Origin of the sequence: Streptomyces sp. NPDC021212 (assembly GCF_044332925.1) — a bacterium.
GTDB lineage: Bacteria > Actinomycetota > Actinomycetes > Streptomycetales > Streptomycetaceae > Streptomyces.
On sequence record NZ_JBIRPZ010000001.1, the window covers coordinates 823,826 to 840,513 of the forward strand.

Annotated in this window: 16 protein-coding genes; 10 read left to right on the forward strand and 6 right to left on the reverse strand. The window is 71.8% G+C overall.

All coding sequences use genetic code 11. The features are described 5' to 3' along the window. Positions 1–9: 9 nt before the first annotated feature. Positions 10–774, reverse strand: coding sequence for a YqjF family protein (locus ACH4SI_RS03265; protein WP_398291933.1), 765 nt, complete (start codon positions 772–774; stop codon positions 10–12). 146 nt (positions 775–920) lie between these two features. Here ACH4SI_RS03265 and ACH4SI_RS03270 point away from each other — a divergent pair, with 146 nt between their 5' ends. Both ACH4SI_RS03270 and ACH4SI_RS03275 read left to right on the forward strand, forming a co-directional pair. Next, positions 921–1,505: a hypothetical protein gene (locus tag ACH4SI_RS03270; RefSeq protein WP_398291935.1), complete on the forward strand. Its 585-nt coding sequence runs from the start codon at positions 921–923 to the stop codon at positions 1,503–1,505. 59 nt (positions 1,506–1,564) lie between these two features. Continuing rightward, positions 1,565–2,188 (forward strand): hypothetical protein, encoded by a 624-nt coding sequence (locus tag ACH4SI_RS03275; RefSeq protein ID WP_398291937.1) that lies wholly within the window; start codon positions 1,565–1,567, stop codon positions 2,186–2,188. Here the strand turns inward: ACH4SI_RS03275 and ACH4SI_RS03280 are convergent. Further along, on the reverse strand, positions 2,185–3,327 hold the full coding sequence (locus tag ACH4SI_RS03280) for a mechanosensitive ion channel family protein (RefSeq protein WP_398291939.1): 1,143 nt from the start codon (positions 3,325–3,327) through the stop codon (positions 2,185–2,187). The two genes, ACH4SI_RS03275 and ACH4SI_RS03280, sit on opposite strands and share 4 nt — an antisense overlap. A 289-nt stretch (positions 3,328–3,616) precedes the next feature. Here ACH4SI_RS03280 and ACH4SI_RS03285 point away from each other — a divergent pair, with 289 nt between their 5' ends. Further along, a complete protein-coding gene (locus ACH4SI_RS03285) occupies positions 3,617–4,798 on the forward strand; it encodes a MalY/PatB family protein (RefSeq protein ID WP_398292355.1) in 1,182 nt (393 codons plus the stop codon). Positions 4,799–4,875: 77 nt separating this feature from the next. Here the strand turns inward: ACH4SI_RS03285 and ACH4SI_RS03290 are convergent, their stop codons facing one another. Continuing rightward, positions 4,876–6,618 carry a glycoside hydrolase family 13 protein gene (locus ACH4SI_RS03290; RefSeq protein WP_398291941.1) on the reverse strand — a complete coding sequence of 581 codons (1,743 nt, stop codon included), beginning with the start codon at positions 6,616–6,618 and terminating at the stop codon, positions 4,876–4,878. A 167-nt stretch (positions 6,619–6,785) separates the two neighbouring features. Continuing rightward, complete coding sequence (locus tag ACH4SI_RS03295; protein ID WP_398291943.1) at positions 6,786–6,986, reverse strand: hypothetical protein; 201 nt, start codon at positions 6,984–6,986, stop codon at positions 6,786–6,788. A gap of 115 nt (positions 6,987–7,101) precedes the next feature. Here ACH4SI_RS03295 and ACH4SI_RS03300 point away from each other — a divergent pair, with 115 nt between their 5' ends. Both ACH4SI_RS03300 and ACH4SI_RS03305 read left to right on the forward strand, forming a co-directional pair. Then, the gene (locus ACH4SI_RS03300) at positions 7,102–8,259 is read left to right on the forward strand and encodes a LacI family DNA-binding transcriptional regulator (protein WP_398291945.1); all 1,158 of its coding nucleotides are present in this window, start codon (positions 7,102–7,104) and stop codon (positions 8,257–8,259) included. A 114-nt stretch (positions 8,260–8,373) separates the two neighbouring features. After that, positions 8,374–8,820 carry a spore-associated protein A gene (locus ACH4SI_RS03305; RefSeq protein WP_398291947.1) on the forward strand — a complete coding sequence of 149 codons (447 nt, stop codon included), beginning with the start codon at positions 8,374–8,376 and terminating at the stop codon, positions 8,818–8,820. A 65-nt stretch (positions 8,821–8,885) separates the two neighbouring features. Here the strand turns inward: ACH4SI_RS03305 and ACH4SI_RS03310 are convergent, their stop codons facing one another. Both ACH4SI_RS03310 and ACH4SI_RS03315 read right to left on the reverse strand, forming a co-directional pair. Beyond that, positions 8,886–9,716, reverse strand: coding sequence for a lytic polysaccharide monooxygenase (locus ACH4SI_RS03310; protein ID WP_398291949.1), 831 nt, complete (start codon positions 9,714–9,716; stop codon positions 8,886–8,888). A 53-nt stretch (positions 9,717–9,769) separates the two neighbouring features. Then, positions 9,770–10,531, reverse strand: a complete 762-nt coding sequence (locus ACH4SI_RS03315) for a dienelactone hydrolase family protein (protein ID WP_398291951.1) — start codon at positions 10,529–10,531, stop codon at positions 9,770–9,772. Positions 10,532–10,788: 257 nt separating this feature from the next. On the opposite strand from ACH4SI_RS03315, the gene ACH4SI_RS03320 reads away from it, so the two are divergent. The 5 genes from ACH4SI_RS03320 (at position 10,789) to ACH4SI_RS03340 (ending at position 16,674) form a co-directional block, all read left to right on the forward strand. After that, entirely contained in the window at positions 10,789–12,099 is a 1,311-nt protein-coding gene (locus tag ACH4SI_RS03320) for a PucR family transcriptional regulator (RefSeq protein ID WP_398291953.1), read from the forward strand. Between the two features lie 215 nt (positions 12,100–12,314). After that, complete coding sequence (locus tag ACH4SI_RS03325) at positions 12,315–12,707, forward strand: hypothetical protein (RefSeq protein WP_398291955.1); 393 nt, start codon at positions 12,315–12,317, stop codon at positions 12,705–12,707. Then, entirely contained in the window at positions 12,704–14,365 is a 1,662-nt protein-coding gene (locus ACH4SI_RS03330; RefSeq protein WP_398291957.1) for a cation acetate symporter, read from the forward strand. Before ACH4SI_RS03325 ends, ACH4SI_RS03330 begins: the two co-directional genes overlap by 4 nt. After that, positions 14,295–15,077: a PTS sugar transporter subunit IIA gene (locus tag ACH4SI_RS03335; protein WP_398291959.1), complete on the forward strand. Its 783-nt coding sequence runs from the start codon at positions 14,295–14,297 to the stop codon at positions 15,075–15,077. The genes ACH4SI_RS03330 and ACH4SI_RS03335 overlap by 71 nt, the downstream gene beginning before the upstream one ends. Before the next feature lie 22 nt (positions 15,078–15,099). Further along, positions 15,100–16,674: a PTS ascorbate transporter subunit IIC gene (locus tag ACH4SI_RS03340; protein ID WP_398291961.1), complete on the forward strand. Its 1,575-nt coding sequence runs from the start codon at positions 15,100–15,102 to the stop codon at positions 16,672–16,674. Positions 16,675–16,688 lie beyond the last annotated feature (14 nt).

Sequence of the window (16,688 nt, forward strand, 5' to 3'; positions counted from 1 at the left end):
GCCGCGGACTCAGGGCGTCGGGATCCCGGCCGGGCGGGCCGGGCGGCCGAGGCGGACCGGAACGCCCGGCGAGTACAGCACGCTGACCGGATCCCCGGCCGGGGCGGGCAGTCCGGCCGCCGTGATGAGGTTCTGTTCGCAGGAGACGAGCCGCGCCCGGTGGAGCGGCCACCGGGGGTGATGGTTCGGCAGGTACGCCACCCCGCCGAAGAAGGCGTTGTGCATACCCCACCGGGCGGTCATGAAGTGCTCCAGCTCGGTCGGCTCCTCGACGCGTTCCCCGGGCCGCAGGGTGATCCGGCAGCGCGCGCCGCGCGGCCCCGGCCACCGCCGTGAGCTGGTGTACGTGAGGGTGTCGCCCTCGGCGCGGACGGCCATCTTCGACCACACGTAGGGCAGCCGGAAGGCAGCCCGCCCCATGACCACCGGCACCAGCCGGGAGGCGTCCAGCGAGCGGAACGCCACCCCGCGCCGCCCGTGCTCGTCCACCGTGTAGAGCCGCACGTTGGTCTCGGGAAACGTGCCGAAGTACGGGACCCCGGGCAGCCGCAGCCAGCCCACCCGATGCATCCGGAACGCCACCAGGCCGGCATAGGTCGCCCCGTCGAACGTGTCCGGCACCGTCCCGGCCGGGAGCAGCCCCGCCACCTCGGCCGGGTCCATGGCCCAGTGGAGGAAGGCGAGGTCCAGCCACGCCTGGGTGAGCAGGGGTTTCCGTATTCCCGCTGGGGCGTCGGGGGTGACGGGCTCGGGCGTCGCGAGGTGGTACGGCACCGCGCCAGCATGGCAGACGGCCCCATGCGCCGACTCACCCTCTCACAACGGAACTAGGGGCTCCGCCGGTTTTGGTCCGTACCAAACCGAGCAGGCGGCCGAAGCACGGGCTGTATCGGGCCCATCACCTCAAGGAGGTGTCCGTAATGTCCTTACGGACTACACCACGTCGACTCGCCGGCGCCGCCGTCGCCGTGGCCACCGGACTGGTCTGCGTCCCCTGGGCGCAGTCCGCCTCGGCCGCCGCCCCCGCGCCGTCGTCCGCCGCGCGCCACTGCGTGGCCGACGCGCGCTCGGGACAGCAGAGTTGCTTCGGCACGTTCACCGAGGCGGTCGAGGCCGCGACCGGTGGCCGGATCACCGACGCGCCCGCCACCCCGGGCGCGGCCGCCGCGTCGAAGTCCTTCCGGACGGAGGCGGCGGAGGCCGACGTCGGGGCGAAGGCGGACGTCATCCAGGGGACGTTCTTCGACGAAAAGGGCTTCACCGGCGCCTCGCTCACCATCAGCGGACCCGAGCTGTGCGAGAAGGACGGCTGGGTCAACTGGCAGTTCGACCTCGGCGACGACTGGAAGAACCGCATCTCCTCCGTGCAGCCCTGGGGCAACTGCGCGATCTGGCTCTACCCGGAGCCGAATCTCGGCGGCGACCGCGACGGGCCGTTCGACGAGAACACCGACGACGTCGGCCAGATGATGAACGACCGCACCCAGTCGATCGGCTTCAGCTGATCCGCTCATCCGCCACGGTCCCGAGGGACCGTGGAATCCCCCCACAGGAAGCACGCACTATGAGCCGAATCCGAACATCCAGGACCCGTGCCGCCGTCCTGCTGGCGGCGTTGGCCACCGTGGGCGGCATGGCGCTCGCCACCCCCGCGCAGGCCGAGGAAACCCCCACCAACCGCGAACTGCTCGACAAGTGCGACAACGGCACGGACTCCTGCGTCTTCCACCCCGACGGCGCGCCCACCGACACCATCGGCGAGTCCCACCAGGTCGGCGACAGCGCCTACAACTGCACCCAGGACCTCCAGCGTTCCAGCATCGCCTGGGCCGACACGACCGGGGAGACCAACAGCCTCGGCGTCTCGCTCAGCGCCGAGTACGGCTTCTCCGAGGTCTTCAAGGTGAGCGTCGAGATGTCGTACGGACACACCTGGGAGAGCTCACACACCGAGACCGACACCACCAATGTGGACGTCCGCCCCGGTGAGGTGGGCTGGGTCACCCGCGCGCCCCAGACGCAGCGCGTGTCAGGTACGTACGAGCTGCACTTCGAGGACAAGTTCTACGGTCACTACATCTGGTACGTGCCGTTCGACGCGACCGGCCCCAAGCCGGACGCGCCCAGCACCAAGACCCAGCACACCCGTCCCATGACGGACCAGGAGAAGGCCGAGCACTGCGGCTAGCCGGTGCTCCCCGGGCCCGTGGTCATCCCCGGGCCCGGGGTCAGGTCCGCCTCGCCCGTGCGCTGGGCGGGCAGCGGCACCTGGCCCGGCTGCTCCGGCTGCCCCGACTGTCCCGGCTGATGGAGGACGACGGTACGCATCGGCAGCGGGATCTCGATGCCCTCGGCCTGGTAGCGCCGGTGCAGCCGCTTCATGAACTCGTGCTTGATCAGGTATTGGTCGCTGAACTCCAGCGCCCCCAGGAAGACCGAGAAGTCGATGCCGGACTCGCCGAAGGTGTGAAAGCGGATAGTCGGCTCGAAATCGACCACGCCGCCCGACACATCGGCCATCACCTTCGCGCCCACCTCGGTCGTCACCCGCTCGACATGTTCGAGATCACTCCGGTAGGCGACCCGCACCTGCACCATCACCGACATCTCCTGTCCCGGCTGGTGGTAGTTGGTGGTGATCGTGTTGGCCAGCTTGGCGTTGGGGATGATCACGAGGTTGTCGGACAGCTGGCGTATCGTGGTGTTACGCCAGTTGATGTCCACGACGTACCCCTCCTCCAAGCTGCTGAGCCGGATGTAGTGACCGGGCTGCACCGTCTTGGACGCCAGGATGTGCACGCCGGCGAACAGGTTGGCCAGCGTGTCCTGCAGGGCCAGCGCGACCGCCAGACCGCCCACGCCCAGCGCGGTGAGCAGCGGCGCGATCGAGATGCCCAGCGTCTGCAGCAGGATCAGGACGCCCATCATCAGCACCGCGATACGGGTGATGTTGACGAAGATGGTGGCCGTGCCCGCCACTCCGGACCGGGACAGCGCCAGCGTCTGCACCAGACCGGCCACCACCCGCGCCGCCGTGACCGTGGTGGCCAGGATCAGCGCCGCGATCACCACCTGGTTGACGGTGTGACCGATCGTCCGGGTCAGCGGCAGCGCAGCGGCCGCGGACGACACGCCCACCGCCATCGCCGCCCACGGAGCCAGGGTGCGCAGGGTGGCGACGATGATGTCGTCCCCGCTCCAGCGCGTCCTGCGCGCCCGCTCGCCCAGCCAGCGCAGCGCCATCCGCAGCAGCAGACCGGCCGCCGCGGCGGCCACCAGGGCGGCGGCGACGACGATGACGTCGTGCAGCGTGAGTGCCCGGTTCACCGCTCACCTCCCGCAGTGCCGGCCGCCGCCCTCGGAGCGGCGGGCCGCGTCGTCGTCGGCCCGGAGTCGTGTCTGCTGCTCACCTGGTCACCTGTGTTCGTGCGGAAGATGTGCCGATTTCGTCGCGGCGCGTTCACGAGGCCTCGACGTGACCTGCCATCTTGCCGCATCCCGTCAACCTCCTGATGACCGCCCGGCCATGACCGCGAGGACGGAATTGGCCCGTCGTCACAGCTCGGGCCACATGGGCAACATGGGCAGCGCTGGGAACATGGGAGATATGGATGACATGGATCTCATTCCGCACGGCCCGACCGCCGACGACCCCAACCCGCTGAACCGGCTCTCCCTCGGCCAACTGCGGCTCCGGACCAGTATGAAGTGGCGCACCTACCCGGACGACGTGCTGCCGCTGTGGGTGGCCGAGATGGACGTCCCGCTCGCCGAGCCGGTGGTGCGTGCGGTCACGGACGCGATGACCCTCGGCGACACCGGCTATCCGGCCGGTACGGCGTACGCCGAGGCACTGGCGGGCTTCGCCCGGGAGCGCTGGGGGTGGGACGGGCTCGCCGTGGAGCGCACGGCGATCGTGCCCGACGTGATGCTGGGCGTCGTCGAGGCGCTCAAGCTGATCAGCGGTCCGGGAGACGCGGTGGTGGTCAACTGTCCGGTCTATCCGCCCTTCTACCTCTTCGTGGAGCACATGGACCGCCGGGTCGTGGAGGCGCCGCTCGGCGCGGACCTGCGGCTCGACCTCGCCGCGCTGGAGGACGCCTTCCGGCGCGCCGTCGAGGGCGGCCGACGGGCCACCTATCTGCTGTGCAGCCCGCACAATCCGACCGGTACGGTGCACACCGCCGAGGAGTTGGCCGCCGTCGCCGCGCTCGCCGACCGCCATGGCGTACGGGTCGTGGTGGACGAGATCCACGCGCCCCTGGTGGCCCCGGGGACCGCCTTCACCCCGTATCTGAGCGTGCCCGGCGGGGAGAGCGGGCTGTCGCTGATGTCGGCCTCCAAGGGGTGGAACCTGGCCGGGCTCAAGGCCGCGCTGCTCATCGCGGGCCCCGCGGCCGCCGGGGACCTGGCGCGCCTCCCCGAAGAGGTCGGCCACGGCCCCAGCCACATCGGCGTCATCGCCCACACCGCCGCGCTGCGCGAGGGGGTGGACTGGCTGGACGCCCTGCTCGGAGGGCTCGACGACAACCGCAGGCTGCTCGCCGGGCTGCTGGCCCGGGAGTTGCCCGGCATCCGCTACCGGCCGGGCCCGGCGAGCTTCCTCGCCTGGCTCGATTGCCGCGCACTGGGCCTGGGGGACGACCCCGCCGCCGTCTTCCTCGACCGCGGCCGGGTGGCCCTCAACTCCGGGCTGCCCTTCGGCACGGGCGGGGCGGGTCATGTCCGGCTCAACCTCGCGACGTCGCCGGAGGTGCTCGCCGAGGCGGTACGGCGGATGGCGGCCGCCCTCGCCTGACGGGCGCCCCTGGGCCTGACGGACGCCCCTGGACCCCCGGCCCGGGAGCCCAGGGGGCAGGGGGAGACCTGTCGGTGTCAGCCGGTCAGGTCGGTGATCCACCAGGCCGCGGCGCTGCCCGGCAGCGTCCCGGGCGGGCAGGAGGTGCTGGCCAGAATGGGCGCCCCGGTGACCGGAGCCGGGACCGGATGGTCGCTGAAGTTGATCGCGCACACCAGCCCGTCGCCGCGCAGGAACGCCAGCACCTCGGGCGGGGACTCCATCCAGACCAGCGGGCCCTCGCCCATCTGCGGAAGGCTGCGCCGCAGATACAGCCCCTCGCGGTACAGATGCCAGAACGAGTCGGTGTCGGCGAGGGCCCGGTCGGTGGCGTGTTCGGCGAACCACTCGGGCTGCGGCAGCCACGGCTGGGCCACCGCCTCGCCGGTGGTGAAGCCGAACGGCGAGGCGTGCCCCGACCACGGCAGCGGCACCCGGCAGCCGTCGCGGATGTGCTGACGGCTGCCGGTGCGGCGGAAGATGGGGTCGGTCAGCACCTCGTCCGGCAGGTCGACCACCTCCGGCAGGCCCAGCTCCTCGCCCTGGTAGACGTACGCGGCGCCGGGCAGCGCGAGCATCAGCAGGGCGGCGGCACGGGCCCGGGCGGGGCCGAGGCACGACACCTCGCCGGTCGCCGGCTCGCCCGCGTACCGGGTCACGGTGCGGACCTGGTCGTGGTTGTTGAGGACCCAGGTGACGGTGGAGCCGGTGTCGGCGATGTCACGCATCGCCTCGCTGATCACCTTGCGGAAGACGCCCGGGTTCCAGGGGGCGGTGAGCAGGTGGAAGAAGAAGGCCTGGTGGAGTTCGTCGGAACGCACGTACTTGGCCTGCTCCAGCGGCGTCGGTACGGAGACCTCGCCCACCAGCAGCCGGTCGTTGCCGTCGCGGGCCGCGTACTCGTCGCAGATCGCGCGCCAGCGGCGCCACTCCTCGTGGATCTCCGGCTGGTTCCAGGCGAGCGGGTTGCGGGAGTCGCGCGTGCGTTCGTCGAGGGTGGGGTCGTCGGAGTCGGGCAGGTCGGGGTGTTTGAACAGGCCCGCCGCCACATCGATACGGAACCCGTCGACACCCCGGTCGAGCCAGAACCTCAGCACCTCGTGGAAGTGCTCGCCGACCGACGGCTCGCGCCAGTTGAGGTCGGGCTGTTCGGGGGTGAAGAGGTGGAGGTACCACTGGCCGGGGGTGCCGTCGGGTTCGGTGACCCGGCTCCAGGCCGGGCCGCCGAACATGGCGTGCCAGTTGTTGGGCGGCAGTTCGCCCTCCGCGCCGCGGCCGTCGGCGAAGTGGAAGCGCTCCCGGGCCGGTCCGCCGGGCCCCTCGGCGAGGGCGGCCCGGAACCACGCGTGGTCGCTGGAGCAGTGGTTGGGGACGATGTCCATGAGGACCTTCAGCCCGAGCCGGTGGGCGTCGTGCACCAGCCGGTCGAACTCGTCCAGATCGCCGAAGATCGGGTCGACACCGAGGTAGTCGGCCACGTCGTACCCGTGGTCGTGCTGCGGCGACGGGTAGAACGGGCTGAGCCAGATCCCGTCCACGCCCAGCTTCTTGAGGTACGGCAGCCCCAGCCGGGCCCCGGCGAGGTCGCCGATGCCGTCGCCGGTGCTGTCGAGGAAGCTGCGGAGGTAGATCTGGTAGATCACCGCGTCGCGCCACCAGGCGTGCGGTGAGCCCTCCGTGCGGTGCGTGGAGGGGCGGGGCGCCGTGGTGGCCGTGGTGAGGCCCGTTGCCTCGCCACTCGCCGGTATCGAGGTCGACCGGCGCTCATCCGGGGCTGTCATGCGTCCATCCCATTGCTGGTTCGTGCTTGGCTTGCTGATGCGATTGCTGGCTTGATGAGTCGGCCGGGCAGGGGCGGTCCGGCGCCGTGCGGCGGACTGTCGCGGGTCGCGGATACGCCGGTGAGGTGCGGTGCGGACGGCGCCGTCGAGGCCCCTGGGCCGTATCGTCAGATGCCGCGCGGGGCGGGGGCCTTGTCGTGGAAGGCCGGGCGGTCGAGCGGCTTATGGCCGAGGGCCCGGCGGCCGAGGGGCTTGTGGTCCAGTGGCTTGTGGTCCGGGGCCGGGCGGCCGGGGATCGCGGCCGGGCGCGGCGCGGCGGGGGTGGCGTACGGTTCCCCGGCGAGCATGCGGTGCCTCTGACTGCTCACGGACAGGCCCTCTCGTGCGGCACATCACCGTTGATGTATCGATAAAGCACAGTGTCATAGGATGGGGGTGAGCGGCAAGCGATCACGAGAAGCCGGAGCAAACCGGGGAGAGCGGATGGCGACGCTGAAGGATGTGGCCCGCACGGCGGGGGTCTCGGTGATGAGCGTCTCCAACGTCCTCAACGACACCGGCCGTTTCTCCGCCACCATGCGCGAACGCGTGCTCCAGGCCGCCGAGGAGGTCGGTTACGCGGGCCCCGACCCGGCCGCCGCCTCGCTCCGGCGCGGACGTACCGGCACCGTCGGGGTGGTGCTGCCCCTTCCGCTGGAGACGGCCTTCGCCGATCCGGCCGCCACCGCCTTCCTGGAGGGCGTGGCCCGTGAGTTCCAGCGGCGCCGCACCACCATGACCCTGCTCGCCCTGCCGCCCGCCGTCGGACCGCTCGCCCGGCACGCCACCGCCCCCGTCCAGCAGGTGGCCGACGCGCCGCTCGCGGCGCTGGAGAAGGCGGTGATCGACGCGGCCCTCCTCTACAGCGTGGAGGAGGACCACCCCGGTCTTGACATCCTGGTCAAGCGCGAACTGCCGGTGCTGGCCGTGGACTCGCCCGGCCATGACACCGGACGGGACCGCTTCGGCGACGGCTGGGCGGGATTCGTCACCGTCGACGACTTCGGCGGCGCCCGCCGCGCCGCCCGCCATCTGATCGGCCTCGGCCACCGGCGGGCCGTGATCCTGGTCGACAAGCTCGCCGTACAGCCCCGGCTCGGCCCGGCCACCTGGCCCCAGGCGCTCGCCACCACCAGCGCGATCCTGCGCCGCCGGCTGCTGGGTTATCGCGACGCCTGGGCCGAAGCGGGGCTGCCGTTCACGGACCTCACCGTCATCGAATGCGGCAGGAACGACCTCGCGGCGATCCGCACGGCCGTTCACACCCTGCTCACCGCGCCGGGCCCGCGCCCCACCGCGCTGCTCGCCGTCTCCGACACCCTCGCGCTCGGTGCGTGCGCGGCCGCCCGGGACCACGGCCTCGCCGTGCCCGGTGACCTGGCCGTCATCGGCTACGACGACATTCCCGCGGCCGCCACCGCCGTCGTACCGCTCACCACGGTCCATCAGCCCACCGTGGAGAAGGGCGAATCGGCGGCCCGGCTGCTCCTCGATCACACCGACCATCACCTCGAGCACCGCACCGACCAGCGACCCAGGCCCGGAGCGGCGCCGCCGGAGCTGCCCACCCGTCTCGTCATCCGCGCCAGCACCCCGGCCTGACGCGCGATTCCCGTTGATCTCCATTGATCCCCGTAGATTCCCGTGCAACCATCCTGGGCCCCTACATGTCACCTAGACGACGCAAACAGCGCCCTAGGGTTACAAGGGGGAAATATGAAGATTTCGCGCTATGTTGCCGCGTCCGCGGTCCTGGCGTCCGCCGTCGCGGGCAGCGTGGTCCTGGTCCCGTCCGCCTCGGCGGCGGCCAGGGCCGCGTACAACGGGGCCTGCGGCAGCGGGTACAAGGTGGTGAACTCGGCGCCGGTCGGCACCCAGGGCACCGTCTTCCTGACGTACAACTCCGCCAAGGGCAAGAACTGTGTCGTCACCGTCCGGAACACGGCGGGGGCGGCGAAGAACATGTTCGCGTACCTCTACGTGAACGGCGCGGCCGAGCCGCAGCTGGACGAGGGCCTGTACAAGTCCTACGCGGGCCCGATCTACGACTACGGGCGCGGGAAGTGCGTCGACTGGGCCGGGGGCATCGACAACCAGTCGACCTTCACCTACGGGTCGAACTGCGCGTCCCTCAAGGAGCACCGGGTGACCAAGGGCTGGTAATCGGAAACAGCCCTGCTCACCGCGTCGTCCGACGCACCACCCGACGGGTCGCCGCCGCTGTTCGGTCAGCGGCGGCGACGCCGTGTCATGAACACCCCGGCGGCCGTCAGTACCGCGGCGGCCGAACCGCCCGCGACCAGTGGCATCGCGGTACTGCCGTCGCTCGTCGTATCGGCGCGGCCGGCTGTGTCGTCGGCGCGGTCGGCGGCCCGGCCGGCGCTGTCGTCGGCGGGTGCCGGCGCGCCGCTGTTCTTCGCCCCGGCGGAGAGCACGACGTCCGAGCAGGAGTAATACGTGTCCGGCGTACTGGAGTTGCGCCAGATCGTGTAGAGGAGCTGACGGCCGCTGCGGTCCGTCGGCAGCTTCGCCTTGATGTGGTACGCGCCGTCGGTCAGCTTCGGGTCCTTGACCTTCGCGAACGGCTCGGCGTCGAGATCGGACCACTTCAGCGGCCGCGTCGGATCGTAGCCCCGCTTGGTGAGGTACAGCTCGAAGGTCCCCGTGTGCGGAATCGTCGAGTTGTAGTCGAGCGTGAGAGCGGCCCCGGGGGCGAGCCGCGTCGACGGCCAGTCCGCACGCGGCACATCCAGCCCCCGGTATCCGTCGATGCCCGCGCTGCACAGCTGTCCGTCCGGGATCCGCTGCCGGTCCCGGCCGTTCACATCGGCGATGCGCAGGTTGTCCCACTCCCCGAACGCCGCGCCCCCGGCCGTTTTCGCCGCCGTGCAGGCCGCCGACCGCGCCTCCCGCCCGCCCTCCGGGGAGCAGGCCACCGTCCGGCTGACCGGATTCACCGGCGCCCCATGGGCCAGGGCGGGCCCCGCGCCCGCCAGGGTGAGCAGCAGCGAGGCGGTTCCGGCGAAGGCGGCCGAGGCGGCGATGCGATGCGCGGTCATGCCGGGGAGTACGAGAGGGAGGGGCGGTGTGTTCAACGGCCGCCGGGGGTCTGTTACTTCCGCAGCGTGCGCTCGAAGAGCGCCAGCAGCTCCGTCCAGTGCCGGTCCTCCGCTGCGGCGTCGTACATGGCGGTGTCGACCTGGGTGAACCCGTGGTGGGCGCCCTCGTACACCTCGCTGCGGTAGCGCACCCCGGCCGCGTCCAGCGCCTGCTCCAGCTCGGCGATCTGGTCCGCCGGAATCGACGGGTCCTGGTCGGCGTGGCCGAAGTACAGCTCCGCCGACACCCGGTCGACGAGCCTGTGCGGGCTGTCCGGGGCGTCCGTGACCAGATGGCCGCCGTGGAAGCTGGCCGCGGCCGCGACCCGCCCGGGGTGGGCCGCCGCGGTGCGCACCGCCAGTACACCACCCATGCAGTACCCGACGCTGCCCACGGGACCGTCGGCGACCAGGGGAGAGGCGGCCAGCCAGTCGAGGTACGCACCGGCGTCCCGCATCGCCACCTCGGGCGTATGCGCCTTCATCAGCGGGCCGAGCTGCTCGAAGATGTCCGACCGCTGCGAGGGGTCGATGAACTCCGGCAGCTCCACCACGGGAGCCCGCCCCGCGCGGTAGAGGACGTTGGGCACCAGCACGGTGTAGCCGTGCCCCGCGAGGCGCTTCGCCGCCTCCTCGACCGTGCCGCGCAGCCCGAAGGCATCGGGATACAGCAGGACGCCGGGATGCGGATTCCCGTCGCCGGGATGGGCCACGTAGGCGTCGGCAACCCCGTCGGGGGTGGGGATGTCCAGGGAGGTGCCCTGCGCGGAAGCCATTGCCGCACCTTTCTCTTCAGTCATGGGCCGCGCCGGCCGCCACGGTCGGCGCGGCCCCACCGTACCGCCGTGCTCCCGGCGCCCCGTGGACCGGCTCCGGCGGCCTGACGGTGACGATGCGGAAGGGAATTGTGCGAACACTCCGACCAGCCGGTATGCCGATGATGCAATAGCGGGGGAGGTCTGGCCCCGGAGCGGATCGGGCCTCATGATGCCGCGTTGAGCGGCACATCGCACGTCAGAGGTGGAGGAACGTCATGCACCCAGTCACCGGCTCCCGCGCCGTCGGTCCCGCCGTCGGTCCCGTCGGTCCCGCCGCCGGCCGACTGTCTGCCGACAGGGCCCGGCTGCCCCGGATGCCCGCCGCCCGCCCGCCCGTACGCTCGCGGGCCGACCCCGAGGCCATCGCGCTGCTGCACCGGGCCGCCCGCGTCCTCATCGACGAACTGCCCCGGCTGACCGATGAGGTGGTCGCCCTCATGCGGGAGCGAGAACCCGTCTACCGCGCCGCGGCCATCGATCCGCACGAGCTGTGGCGGGACGTCAACGACTCGCTGTCCAACAACGTCCGGTCCCTGCTGTATCCCAAGGAGACACGGGAGACGGCCCGTTCCGTCTCCTGGCGGATCGGCGCCGACCGTGCGGCCCAGGGCCTGCCGCTGGACGCGCTGCTGCACGGCTTCCGCATCGGGTGCACCGTCGTCTGGGAGGAGCTGGTCGAGACGGCCTCGTGCGAGGATCCGGTGGGCGCCCGGGGGCTGGTGCACGTGGCGTCCGACGTCTTCAACTTCGTCGACGAGCACTGCACGCTCGTCGCCGAGGCGTACCACGAGGTCGGGCGGCAGCTCGCCTGGCACCGCGAGAACCGGTTCCGGATCATTGTCGAGGCGCTGCTGGACGGCACCGCCCGGGTGAGCGACTTCCCGGAGGCGCAGGAGGTGCTGGGCCTGCCCGAGCAGGGGCGTTACGCGGTCGTCGCGCTCGACCACCCGGGCCCCGGCCCCGGCGCACCGCGCCCGCCGGAGATTCGCGGCGGTGGCCGTACGGTGTGGCACACGGGGGAGTCCACCGCCCGCGCGATCGTCCTCCTCGGGGACGACGCCCACCCCCAGGAGGTGGCCAGGGGCCTCACCGTCCCGCCCGGCGCCCGGGCCGGGGTCAGCCCCGCCGTCACCGGTCTGGCCTCCGTGCACGTGGCCCGGCTGCTCGCCGATACGGCGCTGCGCGCATGCCTCGCCACCGGCGGGGCGGCGCTGCTGGAGGAGCACTACCCGGAGGCCCTGGTGGTGTCCTCCCCGGACCTGGCCACCGCGCTCGCCGACCGCATGCTCGGCCCCGTCCTGGTGCTCGAACCCGCCGACCGGGACGTGCTGCTGACGACCCTGACGGCCTGGCTGGACGCCGATGGTTCGGCGCGCGAGGCGGGGCGGGCGCTGTTCTGCCACCGCAACACGGTGCTCAACCGGCTGCGGCGCTACGAGCAGCTGACCGGGCGTAGGCTGCACCGCCCCCGCGACGTCGTCGAGTTGTCGCTCGCCCTCGCCGCGCACGGGCTGCTGTCGCACTGAGCCGGTCATGAGCGGCCGGTACGAACCTTTGCGATATGCAAAGTCCGTGACGGGCCGTCATGCCCAGGAAGAGTGTGGGCGTGCACAACGGTGCCAAGTGGATCATGTGCCTCTGCCACGCGGTCCCCCGACGGGCTGTACGGGGGTCCCGGTGAGCTGCTGTCGTGGCGGTCCCGCCCACCCGCACTGGGCGGTTCCGCCATGAGGAGCACGACATGTCCGATCACGCATGGGGGCAGGCAACGCATCCGCGCCCGGTGCGCACCGCCGAGGTCATGCCACCGCGCACGCCGGAGGCGATGGGCCCGCCACCCGCCCCGCACCCCGACGACTCCCGTCCGGACCACCGCGGGGTACGCCGGGGAAGACGCTCGCCCTGGCGGCGGCCGTGGCCGTGGACGGCGCGGGCCGCCTGCGCCGCGCTGGCCTGCCATCTGGCCGCGGTGGTGGTCAACTGCACCGTGGGCGGAGGGATCGACATCGGGGCGGGCGGCGGTTTCACGGTGGGCGCCCTGCTGGTGGGCGCCGACGCGGCGGTCCTGGTCACCGTCCTCGTACGGGCCGAGCGGCGCGCGCCCGCCGAGGACTCCGGGGAGAGAGAACGATGAGCGGCGAATTCGAGCCGAGAACCCTGGCGTTCGTGCTGTTCGCGTGCTTCATCGCCGTATCGTTCCTGCTCTGCATCCTGGCGGCCACCGACAGCGATGACCCCTCCGAGTTCTACGTCGGCACCGGTGCGCTCGGCCCGATGCAGAACGGCCTGGCCATCGCGGGTGACTACATCTCCGCCGCCACCGTCCTCAGCACCACCGGCACCATCGCCATCGCCGGATTCGACGGCGTCCTCGTCACCATGTCCACCGTGGTCTCGATCCTGGTGTTCCTGCTGGTGATGGCCGGACCCCTGTGCGGACGCGGCCGGTACACCCTGGGCGACGTGCTGTCCGAGCGGCTGAGCGAGCGCCCGGCCCGTATCGGCACCGCTGTCCTGGTGCTGGTGGTCACCATGCCGCTGCTCACCGTCCAGCTCAACGGCGCGGGCGACATGATGTCCCTGCTGATCGGCATCCCCGGCAGCGCGTCGGTCACCGGCTGCACCGTCTTCATCGGCTCCCTCATGGTCTGCTACGCCGCCCTCGGCGGGATGAAGGGCACCGGCTTCATCCAGATCCTCAAGACCGTCATCCTGCTCGGCGCGTTCATCCTGCTCGCCGTGCTGGTCGTCAAGCGCTTCGACTGGAACCCGGCGAGCCTCTTCGGCGCGGCGGCCGACAAGAGCGGCTACGGCGACGCCTTCTGGGAGTCCGGCCGCCAGTTCGGCGATTCGGCCACCGGCAAACTGGAGGTCATCAGCATTCAGCTCACCCTGGCCGTGGGCGCGGCCTGCCTGCCGCACATCACCATGCGGCTCCACCCGATCCGCAGCGCCCGGGCCGCCCGCGCCGCCACGACCTGGGCCGTCGGCGCGGTCGCCGTGCTGGGCGGGCTGATCGTCATCGTCGGCGCCGGTGCCACGGCCATCGTCGGCACCCCGGCGCTGCGCGCCGCCGACCCCACCGGCACCGACTCCCTGCTGCTGCTCACCCGCGCGCTCGACCCGGATGCCGCGGCCCACCGCAGCCTGCTGTTCACCCTCATCGCCTGCGCGGTCGTCGTCACCACACTCGCGGCCGTCGCGGGGCTCACCCTCGCCGCCGCGGCCTCCCTCGCCCACGACGTGCTGGCCAAGGTCGTGCTCCCGGAACGGCTCTCCCCGGTCCGTGAACTGGCCGCGGCCCGCGCGGCGGTCGCGTGCGTCGGCGTGGTGGCCGTCGCCCTCGCCCTGGTGACCCAGCATGGGAACCGTCAGGTCCTGATCTCCTTCACCTTCACGGCCGCCGCCTCCGCGCTGCTGCCGGTCCTGCTGTACGGGACGTTGTGGCGCGGCTTCACGGCCACCGGAATGCGGTGGGCGATGTACGGCGGCCTCGGCCTCACCCTCGTCACGATCGTCTTCTCCCCGGCCATCTCGGGCGACGCCCTCGCGGTCTTCCCCGACCGCGACTTCCACTGGTTCCCGCTGCGCAACCCCGGCCTGATCACCATCCCGGCGGGCTTCCTGATGGGCTGGGCGGGCTCCCGCCTCGGCGAGCGGCCGCGCCCCGAGGACCCCTCGCCACCTACGCCGCAGAGCGAGGATGCGAGGATTTCGCGCCATGGACGAACTGATAGATCTGCTCCCGGCCGGGTGCGTGCGGCTCGACGCGAGGGCGGCGGACTGGCGTGAGGCGATAGCGGTCGCCGGCGGACTCATGGTGGACGCGGGGTTCACCACCGCCGAGTACACCGCCGAGATGATCGCGGGCGTCGAGGAGCACGGGCCGTACATCGTCGTCGCCCCCGGCGTGGCGTTCGCCCACGCCCGGCCCTCTCCCGCCGTACGCGCGACCGGCATGTCCTGGGTGCGGCTCGCCGAGCCCGTCGCGTTCGGCCACGAGACCAACGATCCGGTCACCCTGGTCGTGGCCCTGGCCGCCACGGACACCGGCGCGCACACCTCCGCGATGGCGAGCCTGGCCCGGCTGCTCGGCGACCCCGGCGCCGCGGCCGCCCTCGCCGCGGCGCCCACCCCCGAGGCGCTGCGCGCCGTGCTGAGCGGCGACGACGAACAGCCGGCCCCGGCCGCCGCGAAGCCACCGGCGGCCGGGCCCTCCCTGCACAAGATCCTCACGGTGTGCGGCAACGGCGTGGGCACCAGCCTCTTCCTCAAGAACACCCTGGAACAGGTTCTGGACCGCTGGGGGTGGTCGGCGTACGTCACCGTGGAGGCCACCGACACCATCTCCGCGAAGGGCAAGGCGTCCGAGGCCGTGGCCCTGCTCACCTCCCGCGAGATCGCCAGGACCCTGGGCGATGTGGGACGGCCGGTGAAGGTGGTTCAGGACTTCACGAGCACCGCGGAGATCGACGCGGTGCTCCGGGACACGTACGACGTCTGACGAGGGGAACGGCGGAACCATCATGGGCTGGCTGGTAACACCCGCGAAGTTTCTCGTGAACGAGATCCTGAGCGAACCCGCGTATCTGATCGGCATCATCACCGCCATCGGACTCCTCGCGATGAAGAAGACCGCAGGGCAGATCATCGGCGGCGCCATCAAGGCGACCCTCGGCTTTCTGCTCATCGGTGCGGGAGCGGGGCTGGTCACCAACTCCCTCGCCCCGCTGGGCACGATGATCCAGGGCGTCACGGGCGCGCACGGTGTCATCCCGACGAACGAGGCCATCGTCGGCATCGCCCAGGCGCAGTTCGGGTCGCGCGTCGCCTGGCTGATGATCCTGGGCTTCGTGGTCAGCCTGCTGCTGGCCCGGTTCACCCCGCTGCGCTATGTGTTCCTGACCGGGCACCACATGCTGTTCATGGCCACGCTGCTGACCGTGGTGCTGGCCAACGCCGGTCAGTCCACCGTCGTCGTGGTGGCGGTCGGCGGGGTGCTGCTCGGCATCATGCTGGTGGCCATGCCCGCCTTCGCGCATCCCTGGACCAAGCGCGTCACGGGGAGCGACACCGTCGCCATCGGCCACTTCGGCACGGCCGGTTACGTGGTGGCGGGCGCGGCCGGGAAGGTGGTCGGCAAGCGCAGCCGCAGTACCGAGGAGATGAAGCTCCCCGAGGGACTGCGCTTCCTGCGCGACTCGATGGTGGCCACGGCCCTGTCCATGCTGTTCATCTATGTGGTGCTGGCGGTGGCCTTCCTGATCAAGGTGGGACGGCAAACGGCCTTCAAGGCGTTCGCCACCGACACCGGAACGGCGGCCACGGACACCGGTAACTATGTGATGCAGTCGGTGATGCAGGGCCTGCAGTTCGGTATCGCGGTCGCGGTCATCCTCTTCGGCGTGCGGACGATCCTCGGCGAACTCGTGCCCGCCTTCCAGGGCATTGCGAGCAAGGTCGTGCCGGGCGCGCTGCCCGCGCTGGACGCGCCGATCGTCTTCCCGTACGCGCAGAATGCCGTGCTCATCGGCTTCCTCGCGAGCTTCACCGGCGGTCTGGTCAGCCTGGCGCTGCTCACCTGGGTGTTCAACCCGGCGTTCGGGCTCGCGCTGGTCCTGCCGGGCCTGGTGCCGCACTTCTTCACCGGTGGCGCGGCGGGCGTCTACGGCAACGCGACCGGCGGCCGGCGCGGCGCCGCCGTGGGCGCGTTCCTCAACGGTATGCTCATCACCTTCCTGCCCGCCCTGCTGCTCAAGGTGCTCGGCGCGTTCGGGGAGCAGAACACCACCTTCGGCGACGCCGACTTCGGCTGGTTCGGCGCGCTCATCGGAAACGCGGGCAAGGCCGGTGGCGGAGTGGGCCTCGCCCTCATCCTGCTGATCGGCCTGGCGGTCCTGGGCGCGGCCGTCCTGGTGCAGAAGCGCGTGGTCGACACGGGCTGGGACCCGGGCGCCGCCCGCGACGCCCTGATGCCCAGGGACGCGGCGGCCGGTGAGGCGGCGGCGTCCGACGGGCCGGGCGCCCCGGGCGGGACCGCCTCGTATCCGAAGATCGCCCCGCCCGCGGGCGCTCCCACACCCCCGCCACCGCCCCGGTGACGCACCGGAGAGGG